This window comes from Flagellimonas pelagia (assembly GCF_003584135.1).
In the GTDB taxonomy this organism is placed as follows: domain Bacteria; phylum Bacteroidota; class Bacteroidia; order Flavobacteriales; family Flavobacteriaceae; genus Flagellimonas; species Flagellimonas pelagia.
The window spans coordinates 98444-115534 of sequence record NZ_QXFI01000011.1 but is presented as its reverse complement, the minus strand read 5'-3'; the positions used below and the strand labels follow the sequence as shown (position 1 = coordinate 115534).

At 44.6% G+C, this 17091-nt stretch carries 12 protein-coding genes; 7 read left to right on the top strand and 5 right to left on the bottom strand.

Annotated features, from left to right (window positions below):
• Positions 1 to 15 precede the first annotated feature (15 nt).
• From D2V05_RS03725 to D2V05_RS03715, 3 genes are all read left to right on the top strand, one after another.
• Complete coding sequence (locus D2V05_RS03725; RefSeq protein ID WP_119646206.1) at positions 16 to 2286, top strand: M28 family peptidase; 2271 nt, start codon at positions 16 to 18, stop codon at positions 2284 to 2286.
• On the top strand, positions 2279 to 3097 hold the full coding sequence (locus tag D2V05_RS03720) for an SDR family oxidoreductase (protein WP_119646205.1): 819 nt from the start codon (positions 2279 to 2281) through the stop codon (positions 3095 to 3097). Before D2V05_RS03725 ends, D2V05_RS03720 begins: the two co-directional genes overlap by 8 nt.
• A 73-nt stretch (positions 3098 to 3170) precedes the next feature.
• Positions 3171 to 3869, top strand: coding sequence for a tetratricopeptide repeat protein (locus tag D2V05_RS03715; protein ID WP_119646204.1), 699 nt, complete (start codon positions 3171 to 3173; stop codon positions 3867 to 3869).
• Here the strand turns inward: D2V05_RS03715 and D2V05_RS03710 are convergent.
• Positions 3866 to 4375 (bottom strand): nuclear transport factor 2 family protein, encoded by a 510-nt coding sequence (locus D2V05_RS03710; RefSeq protein WP_119646203.1) that lies wholly within the window; start codon positions 4373 to 4375, stop codon positions 3866 to 3868. The two genes, D2V05_RS03715 and D2V05_RS03710, sit on opposite strands and share 4 nt — an antisense overlap.
• Positions 4365 to 4865: a hypothetical protein gene (locus tag D2V05_RS03705; RefSeq protein ID WP_119646202.1), complete on the bottom strand. Its 501-nt coding sequence runs from the start codon at positions 4863 to 4865 to the stop codon at positions 4365 to 4367. Before D2V05_RS03705 ends, D2V05_RS03710 begins: the two co-directional genes overlap by 11 nt.
• 64 nt (positions 4866 to 4929) lie before the next feature.
• Between D2V05_RS03705 and D2V05_RS03700 the strand changes: the two genes are divergently transcribed.
• On the top strand, positions 4930 to 5871 hold the full coding sequence (locus D2V05_RS03700; protein ID WP_119646201.1) for an NAD-dependent epimerase/dehydratase family protein: 942 nt from the start codon (positions 4930 to 4932) through the stop codon (positions 5869 to 5871).
• A 7-nt stretch (positions 5872 to 5878) separates the two neighbouring features.
• Here the strand turns inward: D2V05_RS03700 and D2V05_RS03695 are convergent, their stop codons facing one another.
• Positions 5879 to 6289 (bottom strand): DNA primase, encoded by a 411-nt coding sequence (locus tag D2V05_RS03695; RefSeq protein WP_183114780.1) that lies wholly within the window; start codon positions 6287 to 6289, stop codon positions 5879 to 5881.
• Positions 6290 to 6563: 274 nt separating this feature from the next.
• On the opposite strand from D2V05_RS03695, the gene D2V05_RS03690 reads away from it, so the two are divergent.
• The 3 genes from D2V05_RS03690 to D2V05_RS03680 all read left to right on the top strand — a co-directional run bounded on the left by D2V05_RS03690 (position 6564) and on the right by D2V05_RS03680 (position 12795).
• Entirely contained in the window at positions 6564 to 8858 is a 2295-nt protein-coding gene (locus tag D2V05_RS03690; RefSeq protein WP_147378220.1) for a TonB-dependent receptor, read from the top strand.
• 303 nt (positions 8859 to 9161) lie between these two features.
• Positions 9162 to 9971: a serine hydrolase gene (locus D2V05_RS03685; RefSeq protein ID WP_313786744.1), complete on the top strand. Its 810-nt coding sequence runs from the start codon at positions 9162 to 9164 to the stop codon at positions 9969 to 9971.
• An 88-nt stretch (positions 9972 to 10059) separates the two neighbouring features.
• Positions 10060 to 12795: a hypothetical protein gene (locus D2V05_RS03680; RefSeq protein WP_147378219.1), complete on the top strand. Its 2736-nt coding sequence runs from the start codon at positions 10060 to 10062 to the stop codon at positions 12793 to 12795.
• Here D2V05_RS03680 and D2V05_RS03675 read toward each other — a convergent pair.
• Together D2V05_RS03675 and D2V05_RS03670 are read right to left on the bottom strand one after the other, a co-directional pair.
• Positions 12782 to 14044, bottom strand: coding sequence for a serine hydrolase (locus D2V05_RS03675; RefSeq protein WP_119646197.1), 1263 nt, complete (start codon positions 14042 to 14044; stop codon positions 12782 to 12784). The two genes, D2V05_RS03680 and D2V05_RS03675, sit on opposite strands and share 14 nt — an antisense overlap.
• Complete coding sequence (locus tag D2V05_RS03670; RefSeq protein WP_119646196.1) at positions 14045 to 16960, bottom strand: PEP/pyruvate-binding domain-containing protein; 2916 nt, start codon at positions 16958 to 16960, stop codon at positions 14045 to 14047.
• Positions 16961 to 17091: the final 131 nt, after the last annotated feature.

Genomic DNA, 17091 nt, shown 5'->3' with positions numbered 1-17091 from the left:
CAACATGACCAAACCATGAAATTCTCCCGGACGCTTGCCCTTTTGCTCCTCTGTATTGCCGTGTATTGGAGCTTTACATCTTTGATGCCCACTTACAGACCAGATTCGGATATTTCCGATACATCCTTTTCTACCGACAGGGCCCTGGTACATGTGAAAAACATATCCATGGAACCCCACGCGGTGGGTTTTCCGGGACATGACCGTGTCAAAAGCTATATCATTGCTGAATTGAAAAAAATGGGGTTGGAGACCACCACCCAGGAAGGTTACACTGCCGGGGATTGGGCCAATCTAAGCAAGGCTACCAACATTTTGGCCCGCATTAAAGGTTCCGGTCAGGGCAAGGCACTTCTTTTATTGTCCCATTACGACAGTGGTCCCCATTCATCCTACGGCGCGAGTGATGCAGGAAGTGGGGTGGCTACTATCTTGGAAGGGGTACGGGCCTTATTGGCGAGTAACGAAACCCCGAAGAACGACATCATCATCCTCATTTCGGATGCGGAGGAATTGGGCCTGAACGGGGCCGACCTTTTTGTGAACCACCATCCTTGGGCCAAAGATGTAGGTCTTGCGCTCAATTTTGAGGCACGGGGCAGCGGCGGCCCAAGTTACATGCTCATTGAAACGAACAGAGGCAATGGCACCCTGATCAAGGAGTTCACCAAGGCAAATCCCAAATATCCTGTGGCCAATTCACTGGCCTATAGTATTTATAAGATGTTGCCCAACGATACGGACCTGACTGTTTTTCGCGAAGATGGTGACATTGATGGCTTTAATTTTGCCTTTATCGATGACCATTTTGATTACCATACGGCTTTGGATACTTATGATCGGTTGGACAAAAAAACGCTGGCCCATCAAGGTAGCTACCTGATGCCCTTGTTGCATTATTTCGGCAATGCCGACCTCAACAACCTGAAAAGCCTTAATGATGATATCTACTTCAACCTTCCCCTCTTTAGGTTGGTTTCCTATCCTTTTGAGTGGATTTGGCCTATGTTCGGTATGGCCTTGGTGGCTTTTGTAATCCTATTGGTGATTGGGTTTAAAAAACAGAGACTGAACACAAAAGAAATCCTGAAGGGATTTTTACCACTTTTGATCACTTTGTTGGTCAATGGAGTGGTGGGTTATTTCTGTTGGACTATCATTACGTGGTGGTACCCTGGTTTTAAGGACATGCTGCACGGCTTCACCTACAACGGCTATACCTATATTGCCGTTTTTGTGACCTTTTCCCTGTTCATCTGTTTTTATACCTATCACAAGTTCAAAAAAATATGCACCCCCAATCTTTTGGTGGCCCCCATTATTATTTGGCTTATCCTCTGTGGATTGGTTGCCGCGTATTTAAAAGGGGCCAGCTTTTTCATCATTCCTTTGTTTGGATTATTGGCTGCTTTTATGGTGACCATCAACCAAGAGGAACCGAGTCCATACCTTTTGGTGTTTTTGGCCTTGCCAGCCGTGTTGATATATTCCCCTTTCATCAAAATGTTTCCCGTAGGGTTGGGCCTAAAAATGATGGTGGCCGCTACCCTCTTTACCACCTTGCTGTTCGTTCTGGTCCTTCCCTTTTTTAGTCAATTGAAAAGTAAAGGTCGATTGGCCTATCTGTTCCTGTTCCTCTTTTTTGTTTTTGGCATTTCGAGCCATCTCCAATCGAATTTCAACGAAAAAAGGCCAAAACCCAGCAGTTTGGTATACATCTACAATGCAGATAACGACTCCTCGGTCTGGGGCACCTATGACCAAAAACTGATTTCCTGGAACGCCCAGTTTTTAGGGGATAACAAAAGAAAACCAGAAGCGGAGACCCTTTTTAGCAAGTACCGGACCAAGTTGAGCTACATTGCGGATGCCCCTAAAAAGGATCTTGCCCTCCCACTAATCGATAAGGTTAAGGACACCATCATTGGCGAGAATCGCATCATTGAGCTCTGTGTTACCCCAAAACGGAATGTAAACCGGTTGGATGTATATACCAATTCCGTGCCTATCCATGCCGCCACGGTGAACCGCATCCCCTTGTCCCCTTATTTTCTGGAAAACCGGAGCAGTAGGTTGATCACCCATTACATCACCAACAACGATTTTACGGAACTGGAGCTGAGCTTTCCGAAAGATTCGGTTCTGGAACTCAGTTTTTACGAAGCTTCCAACGACCTACTTACCAACAAGGAGTTCAGTGTTCCCAAAAGACCCGAAACCAGTATCCCCATGCCTTTTGTCCTGAACGATGCCATTTTGACGATAAAAACCTTAAAATTTGAGTAACAGGATAGGGGTTTTAGGCTGTGGTTGGCTTGGTCTGCCCTTGGCCCAAAGATTAGTTGAAAAGGGGTTGGAGGTGCACGGGACCACCACCTCTTCCGATAAATTGGAAGCGCTTCAAAATTTGGGCATTGTTCCCTATCATATTTCCTTATCGGAAAATGGCATTGACGGGGACATCGAAACCTTTTTGTCCCATATCGATATTTTGGTCATCAATGTACCGCCCAAACTTAGACAGGGCAATGCGGAAAGCTTTATAGAAAAAATGAAGCAGCTTCAAGCCCAAATAAAGAAAAGCCCAGTCTCCAAAATCCTTTTTGTAAGCAGTACGGCCGTTTATGGTGATGAAGATGGCGATGTTACGGAAGCCTCTCCTCCCAATCCTGTAACGGAATCGGGCAAACAACTTTTGGCCAGCGAACAACTTTTCCAGAACGATTCCAGCAGATTGACGACTATTTTAAGGTTCGGGGGGCTTATTGGTCCAAACCGTCATCCCATCAAGCAACTATCAGGGAAAAAAGATTTGAAGAACGGACATCATCCCATCAACCTGATCCATCTGGAAGATTGCATCCATATGATAAGCTCCATCATCAATGAAGGGTATTGGGGCGAAATCTTCAACGGGGTATATCCCCTTCATCCCAGCAAAAAAGACTATTATTCCGCCGAAGCAGTTAAGCGTGGTGTTGCACCCCCTGAATACCTAGACCTGCCCGTACATGACACGGGCAAACGCGTAAAAAGTGAAAACTTCCTACAAAAAGGCCATCAATTCACTACTTCAATCATTTCTTCATCCACATAACCTTTACTTATGTGATTCTTAACAGAGTGGTACCGATTATTTTTTTAGTTTTGGCGCACTAATTTGAAGTTCAATGAAAAAGATTGTTTTTGCGCTGTTGCTGTTCATGGGAATCAATGGGTTTTCTCAAACCAAGAGCGAACTATTGAAGCATTATGAAGCCTTTTACAACGAAATGCGCATGCAGGGCGATGTGAACGGGATCATTGGGGCCTTGACCCATTTGAATGTACTTTCCCCATCCAATGAAAGAAAGGATACCCTTGCATTTGTGTACATGAACAACGGACAGCACATTCAGGCCTTGAACACCATAGGAATCGAGAAAAACACTGACGATTCCGATTTGGCCGTACAGATCAAAGCGGTTTCATTGAAGGCCCTGAACCAACCCAAAAGGGCATTGGAACAATTTGAGGAACTCTTCAAAAGAGAACCTTCTCCTTACGTGGCCTACGAAATGGCCGACCTAAAAATACAGACGGGGGACGTTGCTGGGGCATCCACCAATATCGAATATGGCATTGCCAATGCAAAGGATGATATGCAATATGCCTTTTACGAAAGACAACAACCTTACGAAGTGCCTTTAAAGGCGGCTTTCTACCATCTTAAGGGCCTAGTGGACTTTAACCAGGACAAAGAAAACATTGATGCGGCCATTGCTTCCATTGATGAAGCCCTTAAAATTGCCCCGAATTTCAATTTGGCCAGTTTGAGCAAACAGGCTTTGGAAGCCAGAAAGAAAGAGGGCACTACCGAAGGAAACTAGTTTTGCTGCTTGCTCCTTAGTTCCAGAAGCAACTCGTCATCTTTTTTCTCCTTGATCTGGACCAATTCGTCCACATTTTCATTGGGAACGGCAATCGACAATACATAATGGGCAATCTTCCATTGCCCATTTATTTTTTTGAGTACTCCCGAACCTCTACAAATTTTCATTTGCGTGTCCAACAACTCATCGAACCAAGCAAAGGTTTTGGCTTCGTTTAGGTAGATATTGCGTTGTACGGAAGTGAAATTCCACGCCTTGCCCCTATCAAAATAAGGTTTTGAAAAGTTTTTGAATGCTTCGTTCTGCCAATTTTCCATGGCATCGGTGCCTATGAACACAGCGTCCTTGGTCATCAACCCGAAGTAGGCATCAAAATCGGCATTGGCTGCGGCCAGGTGCCAATGGTCCAATACTTCATTGATTTTCTGCTTCTCGGCCCCCTGTGCACTGACCAATAGGGTAGCCATCAAAGACCACAATAAAAAAACAGTTTTAGTTTTCATCCAAAATCAATTTTTTGTCCAACTGACTATTCACGATCACATTGAACTGTTTACGCATGGCATTGTAGGCCTGCAACATATCTATGGTGGGCTCTGTAGTGGGCTGGTTCTCCAGAATACTTGCCTTTACCTTGTACAGATAGGTTCGGACCACTTGTTGCCTGCTCTTGATCTGAAAGGTATCGAACAATTCAGGATAATGGCCCTTGTTCAGTTCCTTTTCCTTTTCGATGAGGTCGTCGATGGCCAAGGCCAAATCTTCATTATTGGTTGCCTTGTACAGCACATCGATACTGGCATTGAACGCCTTGAACTCTTCCCAACCTTCCACAATTTTAGTGGCTTCGGGATTGATGGTGGCCCGTTCGGGCATTTTTTGGTAGTCGAAAGCAAGTTCCTCCCCACCGGAGTTTTCCGTGGTACCTTCATCGGTTTTCCTACACCCGCCCAAAACCGAAAAAACAATCAGTACAGCTAACAATTTTCGCATAGGCGAATGTACAAATTTTAATAAAGGGTATCTTTGCCCCCAAACCGAATTAACTTCAATTTTAATGCACAAACCTATTCTCATTATTGGCGCTTGTGGCCAAATAGGAACTGAACTTACCATTGAACTCAGAAACAAATATGGTGCGGACAACGTAATTGCCAGTGATATCCGCGAAGGCAACGATTCCCTCATGCAATCGGGTCCCTTTGAGCTATTGGACGCCACTAATTACGCCGCCATTGAGGATGTGGTGATGCATTATGATATTGATGAAATCTATTTAATGGCCGCCATGCTCAGTGCCACGGCCGAAAAATTCCCGATGAGGGCCTGGAACCTGAACATGAACTCTCTGTTCAACGTACTTAATTTGGCCAAGGACAGTAAAATCAACAAGGTTTTTTGGCCATCGAGCATTGCTGTATTCGGCCCCAATACCCCAAAAGAGGGAACCCCCCAAAGCACCATCATGGAACCAAGTACGGTATATGGTATCAGCAAGCAATCGGGAGAACGTTGGTGCGAATATTATTTTAAAAAATATGGGGTGGATGTACGAAGCGTACGTTACCCTGGGCTTATCAGTTGGAAGACCATGCCCGGTGGGGGCACCACCGATTATGCTGTGGAGATTTACCATGAAGCACTTAAAAACGGACATTATGAGAGCTTTTTGAGCAAGGGCACCAAATTACCTATGATGTATATGGACGATGCCATCAGGGCCACCATCAATTTAATGGACAGTCCTGCAGAACAAATAAAGGTGAGGTCCTCCTACAACTTGGGAAGTATGAGTTTTGCGCCCGAAGATATGGCCGCCAGTATCCAAAAACACATCCCTGATTTTAAAATAAGCTATGCCCCCGATTTCAGACAACAGATCGCTGATTCCTGGCCAAGTAGTATCGATGACTCCCAGGCAAGGGAACAATGGGGTTGGGAGCCTAGGTTCGATTTGGACCAGACCACCGAGGAAATGCTAAAAAACTTAGGGAATTAGGGGCTGATCAATAGTCGTCTTCGTCGTCATCCTCATCGCTGTCGTCGGCGACATCATCAAGGTCATCATCGACATCATCACGATCGTCATCGTCGTTATCTTCATCATCCGCATCTGAATCGGAAAAATCGTCGTCGTTACCAGGGATTTTACCCAAATCCCCTGTGTCCAAATCGTCGTCTTCATCATCTTCGTCATAATTGGCCATACTATGTTCCAATTTCAAACTGATCTTTACCAAATATTTGGTGTCGTCCGTGGACACTTCAACGGCTTCTATCAATTCTCCCTTTAAATTTCTGAAAGTGATCACATCATTGTCCCCATAGCCATCGGGGTACTTTTCCACCAATAGTTTAAGTACCTCTGGGGTCAACTTCTTGTAATCCACTATCACACGTCTGAGGTTATTGTTCATGGTGCTTTTTTTATCTTAATGATCGAGCTAAAATTAGAATAAAACTGATTCCTTGGAAAAAAATTATGAAAAAAATCGTTCGATACCAATTTTTAGCAATTCTGCAATTCACAAACCAGCAGAAACAGAGGGCAATACCCTATTTACATCGGTAAGATTTTTTATCCATTTTCATGGTGGACAAACCTCCACAAAATTCAAAAACCTATCTCCTGTTGGTTTTACGTTTTGTAATTTCCCTGCTGAAACAAACCAACCTTCTAAATTCAACCTTATGACCAAATTTTTATCCGCCCTATTTTTCTTGGCCGCGTTGTTTACGATACAAGCCCAGACCACCATCAAGGGCACGGTCTCCAATAACGAAACCGACCAGCCTTTGGAAGGAGCCTCGGTATATGTGAGTGCCATAAATAAGGCGACCGCTACGGATGCTTCAGGAAATTTTCAACTATCCGGCTTCGGAAAAGGCGTTTACGCTATACAAGTGAGCTTTGTGGGATTTGAAACGGAAGTAGAAACCTTTGAAGTTGACGATGAAAAGGAATTGATCCTGAACATTGCCCTTGAACCACAGCCTTTTGCCATCAACGAAGTGGTGGTCGCGGCGGCATACGAAAAACCCCAACAGGAGGAAACCTTTAAAATTGACGTGATTCCCAAGCAACAAATGGCCAAAACGGGAGGCATGAGTGTTATGGACATCATCCCCAAAACACCTGGGGTAAGTGCCGTTTCCACAGGGCCATTGGTCAGCAGACCGGTAATCAGGGGACTTTCCAGCAACCGCGTGCTGACCGTGGTGGATGGTATCCGCTTCGAAACACAACAATGGGACGACGAACATGGTATCGGCATTAACGAATTGGGACTGGATCACATTGAAATCATCAAAGGTCCGTCCTCGTTGCTTTATGGTCCCGAAGCCATGGGAGGCATTGTCCGTTTTGTGGAGGAAAAACCGGCAGAAGTGGGCACAACACAGGCCGATATGGAAGCTATGGCTTACTCCAACAACCGCGGCGGAAGAGCCGAGGCCGGGGTGAAAAGTTCTTCGGAAAAATTCAATTGGGGTGTCAGCGCCCTGGGCAAACTGCTCTCAGACTACTTTTATGACGGATTCGATTTTAGGGTTCCCAATACCCGCCTGTTGGAGTACGGTGCCAAAGGCTTTGCCGGCATCAACAGGTCTTGGGGGAATTCCAAACTTTCCTACACCTTCAACCAGGCCTTTTACGGTATTTTGGATGGTAAGGATATTGTAAAGGACGAGGATGGCCGTATCATCAACATTGATAGTTTGGAAAAGGAAAAATTCCCTTTTGAGACGGAAGCGCCCTACCATGGGGTCATCGACCACAGGATCATATCCAAAACTACTATTTTGGCCGGGGCCTCCACCATAAAGGCCACTTTGGGCTACCAGAACAACCACCGCACCGAAAACGAGGAACTCGCAGGCAATAAAAAAGGATACACCTATCTGGACATGATTCTCAAATCTTACACCTATGATGTAAAATGGTTACTTCCGGAAATGGGTCATTTCCATACCATCGTGGGCTCACAGGGCATGCACAAGAACAACGCGAACGGCAATAAGGGCACTACGCAATTGATCCCTGATGCCGACATTAACGATATTGGCTTTTTTGGGGTGAGCCGATGGGAAGAGGATTATTTCAACTTAAGCATTGGAGCCCGTTATGATCACCGAAACCTAGATACGGAGGAAAGCACCAATACAACCGTGACCCAACCCGCTATTTCCAGAACCTATGACAACCTTAGTTATTCCTTGGGAGCGGCCTACGAACCCATGGAACATTTGGTATTCAGGACAAGCGTGGCCACCGGTTATCGGTCTCCCAACCTCAACGAACTGATGTCCAACGGCGTAAAACTGGAAAGCCAACGGTATGAAGTAGGAAATGTGGACTTCGTAAAGGAAACCAATACCGAATGGGATGGAAGCATTGCTTATGAAGGAAAACAAATATCCTTTGAGGGCAGTGCCTTTTATAATGCCATCAACGATTATATCTACATTACCCCAACAGGAGAGGAAACCAATAGCAATCTGGACCCGGAAGTATTGGTTCCCTTGTATGAATTTCAGCAACACGATGCGGCCATTTATGGGGGTGAAATTATGTTGAACCTTCACCCAAACATCATTTCTTGGGGACATTTGGAAACATCCCTTTCTACCCTAAAAGGCAAACTTGCCGATGAGGACGAGTACCTGTACCAAATGCCTCCCACCAAATGGAACAACGATCTCTTCATCACTTGGGACCATTGGGGCAAATTGACCGAATGGACATTCAATATTGGCACCAATACCAGTTTTGAGCAGCACCAAGTGGCATCCAATGAAATGGAAACCCCTGGCTATACCTTGGTTCACTTAGGACTGGATACCCACTACCGCAAAATGGAATTTTTCTTGAACGCCAACAACCTGTTAGACAACAAATATTTAGATCACATGAGCCGATTCCGGTCGTATGAGATCTACAGTCCAGGACGGAATATTTCCTTGGGAATAAAAATGCCCCTACTATAGCCTAATTGAAAAATAAAAGTATCAGGGACAGCGTTTTTCTAGAAGAACTTTGTGTTGGATACGTTTAGTTTTTTAACAAATGGCGCGATAATCTAGCAACAAAACCTGTATCATTGGCCGTGTTTACATTTTTTCTAAAAATGAATTTTTAACACATTGTGCATCTTAGGATTATATAATTTTGGTTAGTTTTTTATACCTTACTTATTGATGAGGACTTTTTTTGTTGTTTTATTTTTTTCCGCCCTAATCCCATCCGTTTCAGGACAGCAAGCGTTGCCCTTAAAAATGGGCAGCGAAAATATGAAGCCGCTTACCAACCTAGTGGACACTTCCCTTCAAAACAATTTGGAAGAGGAAATTATGAGCAATGAAACCTGGTCCCATTTGATCTCTCAAAAAAAGATGGCCGTTGGCATTGTGGATCTCAGTAATCCAGAAAAGGTTCGGTTTGCCAGGATCAATGGCAATTATATGATGTATGCCGCAAGCTTGCCCAAAATAGCCATTCTCCTTTCAGCCATGGATGCCATTGAAAAGGGAGAGCTGGTGGAGACTCAAGAAGTGAAAAAGGATATGAGGTTGATGATCAGCAAATCGGACAATGCAGCCTCCACCCGAATGATCGACCGTGTGGGGTATGCCAAAATAGAATCGGTGATGACAGACCCCAAGTATGCCTTTTATGATGAGGAAAATGGCGGTGGACTTTGGGTAGGAAAACGGTACGGTGGGGGCGGTGACACCAATAGGGAGCCCTTGAAACATTTAAGCCACGCAGCTTCGGTGACCCAGGTTTGCAGATTCTATTATCTCTTGGCCAATGGCCAGTTGGTGAACGAAAAAAGGTCCAAACAGATGTTGAACATCATGGAAAACCCAGAGTTGCATCATAAATTCGTGAACACCTTGGACATCATTGCCCCTACGGCGCGCTTGTTCCGTAAGTCTGGGTCTTGGAAAACATTCCACTCCGATTCCATCCTCGTATGGGGAAAAGAATCCAATCGCAGATACATATTGGTGGCCCTTGTTGATGATCCGGATGGCGAGCAAATCATCCGGAATTTGGTAAAACCAGTGGAAAAAGTATTGAAAAAACCCGAAATTTAGACATTGGATAGCACGTTGACCAATGATCTATAGACTGGCAAATCAATTTTTTGATATACGAAAGGGAGAATACAAAATCTCCCTTTTTATGTTCTGCTATATTTTTCTGATCATTTCGGTATTGTTGATCATTAAACCGACCATCAATGCCTTGTTTCTTTCCGAGCTTGGTGCCGAAAAATTGTCCTTGGCCTATATTTTAGTGGCCCTTACCGCGATGACAAGTTCTATGTTCTACACCAAGATACTAACCAAGTTTGAACTGAACCGCATCATAAAAACAACGCTTTCAACCTCGATCATCATTTTGATCGCCTTAGGCTTTCTGTTGATTTTTGGGTTGATGAACACCTACCTTTTGTTTTTCTTTTACATATGGGTATCGATCTATGCGGTATTGTCCGCTTCCCAGTTTTGGGTTTTGGCCAACTTAGTGTACAACGTTAGGGACGCCAAACGGCTATTCGGATTTATTGGTTCCGGAGCCATATTGGGAGGTATTTTCGGTGGATATTTAACTTCCATATTTGCCCCTGTGTTCGGTAACGATGCCATGATCTTTATTGCCGCTGTTTTGTTGATGGGATGTTTTCCCTTACTGCGATATATATGGAGATTGCGCGTGAACAAACTGGATGAGTTCAAGCAGAAAAAAAGAATCTCGCTCACCGATGGACACCCTTACAAACTCATCAAAAAGTCCAGACACCTGACTTATATGGCGTTAACGGTGGCCGTTGGGGTTTTGGTGGCCAAATTGGTAGATTACCTTTTTAGTGATTTTGCGGCCAAATCCATTGAAGACCCTGAGGAGCTCACTTCTTTTTTTGCATTTTGGTTCTCCACCTTCAACCTGCTTTCCTTAGCGGTGCAATTGTTTTTAACGCATCGGATCGTGGGCATTTGGGGTGTTGGGTTTTCACTATTGTTATTACCATTAGGCATTCTATTTGGAGCTGTTTTTTTCCTCTTTCTTCCCGAGCTTTCTGCCATTGTGGCCATAAAGGCCATGGATGGGATCATGAAGCAGTCCATCAACAAAAGTGCCTCCGAACTACTGGCCTTGCCGCTTCCGTTTGATCTGAAGAACCGGACCAAATCCTTCATCGATGTGGTGGTAGACAGTATTGCCACAGGATTTGCTGGGCTTTTGCTGGTTTTTTTCGTAAACGGACTGGAATTGGGAACCTTGAGCGTTACCCTCTTGATCATCGGTTTGGTGTTGGTATGGATTTTTTTCATCGGGGTACTGAGGAAGGAATATTACGCCACCTTCAAGAATAATTTAGAAACCTCCACTGCCAAGGAAAAGAACACCTTTGTTTCAAAAGCCAAAAAGGTGTCCGTGGTCGAGGGTATGAAAAATATCTTCTTATCCGGTAACGAAGAACAGGTTTTGTTTATGCTCAACAAGCTGATGGAAATCAACGACAGGCGGTTTACCAGCGATGTGTTGCGATTGTTGGACCATCCATCCCTAAAAGTGAAGGCGGCAGCCATGCGCAATCTGTATTTTTTGAATACCTCTTCCATGGTGGTACAGATCAACGAATTGCTTGGGTACGGGGATGAAGACCTTACTTTGGCCACTTTTGAATACCTCTTGTTGCATTCCGATCAGAAAGAAGAATATGTCTTTGATCAATTTCTGGATTCCGAAAATGCATTGGTCCGGGACACGGCCCTGTTCTGTTTGGCAAGGGAAAGTGCGGGCAATATGACCTTAAGGACGAACCATAACCTGGAAGGAAGGCTGGAAAAACGTTTGTCCGACAACAACAACCCGATCAATCCACTTGTTTTAAAAGCTGTTGGCGCCTCAGGCTACCCGCAGTTGTATCCCGTGATCCTGGATGGCTTGGACAACCAGGACGAAGTTTTGAAAAAAGCGGCCATCACTGCTGCAGGTATCAGCATGCACGCCATGTTCATCGACAAATTGCTGCATTTGTTGCCTAACAAGTCCTATCGTCCTACGGTAATAGAAGCAATGAACAATTATGGTCCTGGAATATTACCTGTTTTGGTTTCACAGGTAAGCAAAAGGACCATAGATCTGGAAACATGCCGCTTTGTGCCCTTGGTCATCAAATCCTTTAAATCGAAGGAAGCCGTGCACGGTCTGTTCCAGCTTTTTGATGATGTGGATCTCAGCATCCGGTTGGAAGTGGTCCGTGCCCTCAGCGATATCAGAAGGGAACGACCAACCCTACGTTTTAACAGATTCAAGGTGGCCTCCAAGATTTTTGAAGAATGTAGGTTATATCATCAGACCTTATCCGCCATGCATACGCAGATCATCATCTCGTACCGTAACAGGAAAAAGTCGGGGGCAAGCATTGATGTTGAGGAAAGGGATGCCAGGGCTTCGCTTTTGGAACTTTTGGAACGACGATTGGATGCAGGTCTTGAACGTATTTTTAAGCTTTTGGGGTTAAAGTATGTACAGGAGGATGTTCAGAATGCCTATTTGGGACTTTTGAGTCCCAAGCAAGAGGCTAGGAACAAATCCATCGAGTTTTTGGACAACTTGTTGACCGGAAACCTAAAGCAAAAATTACTGCCCATCATTGAGGAAGCTACCATGGATTTTTCATCGGAGGAAGCGATTCTGAAAATCAAACACAACATTCCATCCGAAATGGAATGCTTTGAGCAATTGCTCAAAGTGCCGGACGTGAACTTAAAACTGGCAGTGCTTTATCTCATCGGAAAACAAAAGGAAAGCAAATACGAACCTTTATTGAAAAGATTCACCTCGGACGAAAACCAGAAAATAAGGGATTTTGCCCAAAACGCCTTGACGGAAATCAACCCTTCCTAACAATCTTATCTATGGCCGAGGCCAAATACATGTGGTCCGAAGCAGAATTTTTTCGCAGTACGTTGGTCATCAACACCACCATATACCTACAATTGTCCGGATGCTCCACAATGATGACAGAGTTCATGAAATTTTGCACGTTGCCCATGTACTTTCCGCATTCCTCGCCTTTGGATCTATCGCATTTGTACAAACTTCCCGATTTAAAATAAACGGCTGCATCCTTTAATGCAGGGGATTGTGCATAACGGATTCTTCTATCCGTCATATACATCAACCGTTTCATTTCCAGACTACTGGCTTCATCAATGACGTTACCTTGTTCCAATTGGACCAAAAATTTCATCAATCCATAAGGCGTACCTATGCTTCCTCCCTTATCGCCCACATAGGTATTGGCCCCACCGGTAAAGAAACTACCCAACCGCCATTCATCCGAAGTAATGCCCAAACTGCGAAGCGGAAGATTGACCACATCATTGGCCAGATCGGTGAGATCCTTTTTCGGGGTTTGCTTAAAATAGGCCATGGCCTCTTCCTCGGTAAGATCAGGGTATTTTTCACCAAAAGCGGCCATTAAAAGGGCTTCGCGCCACACAATACTAGCTGCACCATTGTTGCTCACAGAAAGCATATGATCGGCCCACTCGTACAAACTGAACACATCACTGGCGATGACCTGGCGTTTTACCAAGGTGTTCTTCTCTACATTAAAAATGGGAATGGTATGCTCATCTGTTAGTCCCCATACCCCAGCTTTTACCACTTTATTTTTCAGCAATTGGGTTCGCAGCTCAAAGGAATCGGGGTAAATTTTGGCCAATTGTTCAAAAAGGGCTGTCAAAACCGCCAATTTGCCCACACTCCCAGGTTGATAGCCCAAGGTTTTATTGCGTTCCGCGTACCGAATGCTATCGGGCTCGGAAATATCAAGAATCGTCAGGGAATAACTTTTATCCAATCCTCGGAAAAGCCCATTGATTTCCTTTTGGAAGGTTTCATCCACCACAAAAAAACTACCTACACTGTCCATCTTTCTGGAAAGGAGGTTCAATTGAATATCTTCCCATGATTTTTTGGCACCTTCCGGCAAAGGTGAAGTATCTTTCAACTCCCCATTTTTGACCATTTCCAGCCTTTTGAGCCTTTTGATCCCCGTTCGCTCATAACCATCGATGGGATATTCCACAAACTCGGTGAAACTCAATCCTATGATCCCCAATATGCCGAGTGCAACAATCTTTTTCATCTAGATTTTTTTGGAAAGTGAAATTTGTTTGGTCAGGTCGATTTTTGGTGTGATGGATTCCAGATAAGTGGACCCCAACGCCTTCTTATTTTCTACAAAAGGCCTGATCTGGAACAGCCAAAGCTTGTTGTCCTTAAAGCCCAGTTCAACATCATAGGCCCCTTGATAGTCCGAATGCGTTTCTTTTGGAACACGCTCCCGAATCTGATGGGCCAATTCTCTTATCTCATCGATATTGCGTTCATTCAACACACGGTCTTGAAAAGTGGCCTTTTTCTTTTCGGTGCCCCCCGTTTTGGGCAACCCGTTATAAAAACGTTCCCGAGCCGGGGCCAATAAAACATAGCCGCCTTCATCTTTGATGAGATATTGTTCCGCTGCCTGTCCATCAACGGCTCCGCCAGCTCCTCTGCTAAAGGCAACGGTCAGGTCCTTATCGGTTCCCATGCTGATGCCCTTGGTGATCAATACGCCCGAATAATCGACATCCACACTAGGGATGACCAAAATGGATGGAAACACGTTTTCGGGGTTCAACAGATATTTTTGACGCCATTTGAAGCTCCGTTCGGTGTAAGGTGAAGCCCAAACATCTTTAATGCCCTCTAAAATCTTTTCCCTTTCCACCGAATTGAAAATGGTAAGGTTGAGTCCGGCTCCGGTAAAATCCTTTAAATCCTCCATGTTGGTATCGCTGCGTAGAAACACGGGAACGGAACCCAATTCGGAGCCCAAAACGTTTTTGAATCCAGTTTCCAATTGATCGATAAAGTCGTCCCGCAACGGCATTTTTTTAATGGCATCCCTTAAAATTTCCAATTGACGCAATTGGTAATTCTCAACCTCTTTTTCGGAAATACCGGATGCCAACATGCGATTGGCCTCTTCGAACATTTTGGTCAGGAAATTCCAATAGGATCCCTCTTGATCGGGCATTTTTTGGTCCATGTGTGTTCTGAAAATCCCGAAGGGGATCACCAAACCTTCCACTACTTTTTCGGGGAACATCTTTTTAAGCTGGCCTAAATTAGCAGCTTTGGGTCCGCACAATTTTCCGGAATCGTCGGCATCCACGTCTTGCATGTTTAGCACCTTGTTTTCATCCAACCGTATTTGTGCAATGGGGACTTCGATGCGCTCCTCTTTGCGTTCCTTTTTTTCGAAAAGAGCCAATTCCTCCTTGGACATTTGGTTTTCGGGTTTCAGGATAACGTTCCCTTTATTGGAAACCGCGTAAAACACTTTTGAACCATCATACTTTTTAAGATCTTGAAGGTTTTGGTCCGATAATGCCGCATTGGGAATTCCGAGGTTACGGGCCAACAATTGCACGTGGGAAACCATATTGCCTTCGGCTACCGTGGCAATTCCTGCAACAGGCTTTAAATCAGACGGGGGACGTTGGAAGACATAGATCTTGTCCGACGACACCTCAATATCATCCGAACTGCCTCCCACAACGACCAATTCCCCAAAAGCATACCCGGGATTCAGACCACGAATGGTACTCTGGTTCTGGATATCCATCACTTTATTGGCCAATTGGGATTCTGCTGAAATGAGGTTGCCCAATTCCCCAACACTTTGGCCTAAATGCAGGGCCACTGACCCTCGTATCTTATCATCAACAAAACCGGCGGTAAGGGGTTCAAAAGCAACATATTCCTTTACTATTGCATCATAATTGGCCTTTACCATGGCCGCACTCCATTCCACAGCGGAACGGGCCCGGTTCAATACTTCGGTCAATTCGCCTAAAGTACGTTCATCTGCTTCATAGTTGGTGAGGTTGCTTGCCAATTGCCCCCACTCCCATTGCTCCAAATAGCCAGAACCTGTAACGGCCATCCCCAAATAGCAGATTTTGTGCAGCAGTTCCTTTAAGTTTTCAGGTTGGTAATCGGGTGAACTTTTAAAAACGATTTCTTCCAATTTTAAGGATACATCCAGCAATTGCAGCCTGGCCATGGGTCTCTTTTCCTCTAATAATCCGTTTCGAATATCAAACAATAGCTGTGAAGCCTGTTCCATCAACTGTTTTGGATTTCCCTCCAATTCCTTGTCGGAAGCAAAGCTTTCGATAGCCTTTCCCAGAGGAGTGCCCTTTGTAAGGGAGGCTCTTTTGGGAAGTGCCGAGATATCTACAGGCTTATGGAATTCCCTCATGGTGACCACCAATTCGTTCAATTTATTGGACAGATCCGTTGTTAACTTGGCGCTATGCTTTTGCTTGAACTGCAGCACTTTTTGGATATCGTCATCTTCGGGTTGGCTGTGGATTTTCGTTCTAAGATCCATGAAGGGTTCATACAGGTCGGAAATGACCTTGGACTCACTCCTCATTTTCTGGGCCACGTTATCGTCCCCATTATGCGGGATATCCTTCAAAGACTGGCGCACCAGGAAAAATTCATTCTTTAAGACTTCATCATCTGACAAAAGCCATTTGTAGAATTCGATGCCCCATGCTTCCTCGTCTTCGGATTGGATGGCGCCACGATAAAACTGTCCCCTTTGGTTGATCCAACCATTGTCAACACTTCTTAAATACTTATCAAGTTGATATTGTTTCAACCGTGAATGGTCATTGGTCACATCCCAAAAAGGTTCTTGATCGGTATAGGCCAAAATCTGACCTAGATAAACATGGTTGGATTTGCCTAACGCCACCACTTCATCCTTGTACCGGGCGTGCTGCACCCCTGGCCCTATTTCATCTGGACAAGGATCTTTTGGAGCTCGGATACTTCCATCGGTACAGAACCAACGAATGTCCTTATACGGGCCACGAATGTCCTTTTTAAAATTTTGTATTAAAGATGATATCTGTGCTGATTCCTTTTTCTGTGCTGAGGCCTGAGACAGGAACAACAAAAAGAGAACAAGTGATATATGAAAAGTAAACTTCAATTTCATCTTAAAAGATTCTTTATACAATGGGATTGGATTTTTAACCTATATAAAGGTATTTATAAACCGACAATTTTGGTGATGTTGCGAAATATTTAAGATGAATTACCTTACATCTAATAGGATAGCCCATAACC

Coding starts and splice junctions, on each gene's coding strand:
- D2V05_RS03715 (WP_119646204.1), top strand. CDS start 3,171: ATGAAAAAGATTGTTTTTGCGCTGTTGCTGTTCATGGGAATCAATGGG.
- D2V05_RS03725 (WP_119646206.1), top strand. CDS start 16: ATGAAATTCTCCCGGACGCTTGCCCTTTTGCTCCTCTGTATTGCCGTG.
- D2V05_RS03670 (WP_119646196.1), bottom strand. CDS start 16,960: ATGAAATTGAAGTTTACTTTTCATATATCACTTGTTCTCTTTTTGTTG.
- D2V05_RS03700 (WP_119646201.1), top strand. CDS start 4,930: ATGCACAAACCTATTCTCATTATTGGCGCTTGTGGCCAAATAGGAACT.
- D2V05_RS03680 (WP_147378219.1), top strand. CDS start 10,060: ATGTTCTGCTATATTTTTCTGATCATTTCGGTATTGTTGATCATTAAA.
- D2V05_RS03685 (WP_313786744.1), top strand. CDS start 9,162: ATGAAGCCGCTTACCAACCTAGTGGACACTTCCCTTCAAAACAATTTG.
- D2V05_RS03710 (WP_119646203.1), bottom strand. CDS start 4,375: ATGAAAACTAAAACTGTTTTTTTATTGTGGTCTTTGATGGCTACCCTA.
- D2V05_RS03690 (WP_147378220.1), top strand. CDS start 6,564: ATGACCAAATTTTTATCCGCCCTATTTTTCTTGGCCGCGTTGTTTACG.
- D2V05_RS03695 (WP_183114780.1), bottom strand. CDS start 6,289: ATGAACAATAACCTCAGACGTGTGATAGTGGATTACAAGAAGTTGACC.
- D2V05_RS03705 (WP_119646202.1), bottom strand. CDS start 4,865: ATGCGAAAATTGTTAGCTGTACTGATTGTTTTTTCGGTTTTGGGCGGG.
- D2V05_RS03675 (WP_119646197.1), bottom strand. CDS start 14,044: ATGAAAAAGATTGTTGCACTCGGCATATTGGGGATCATAGGATTGAGT.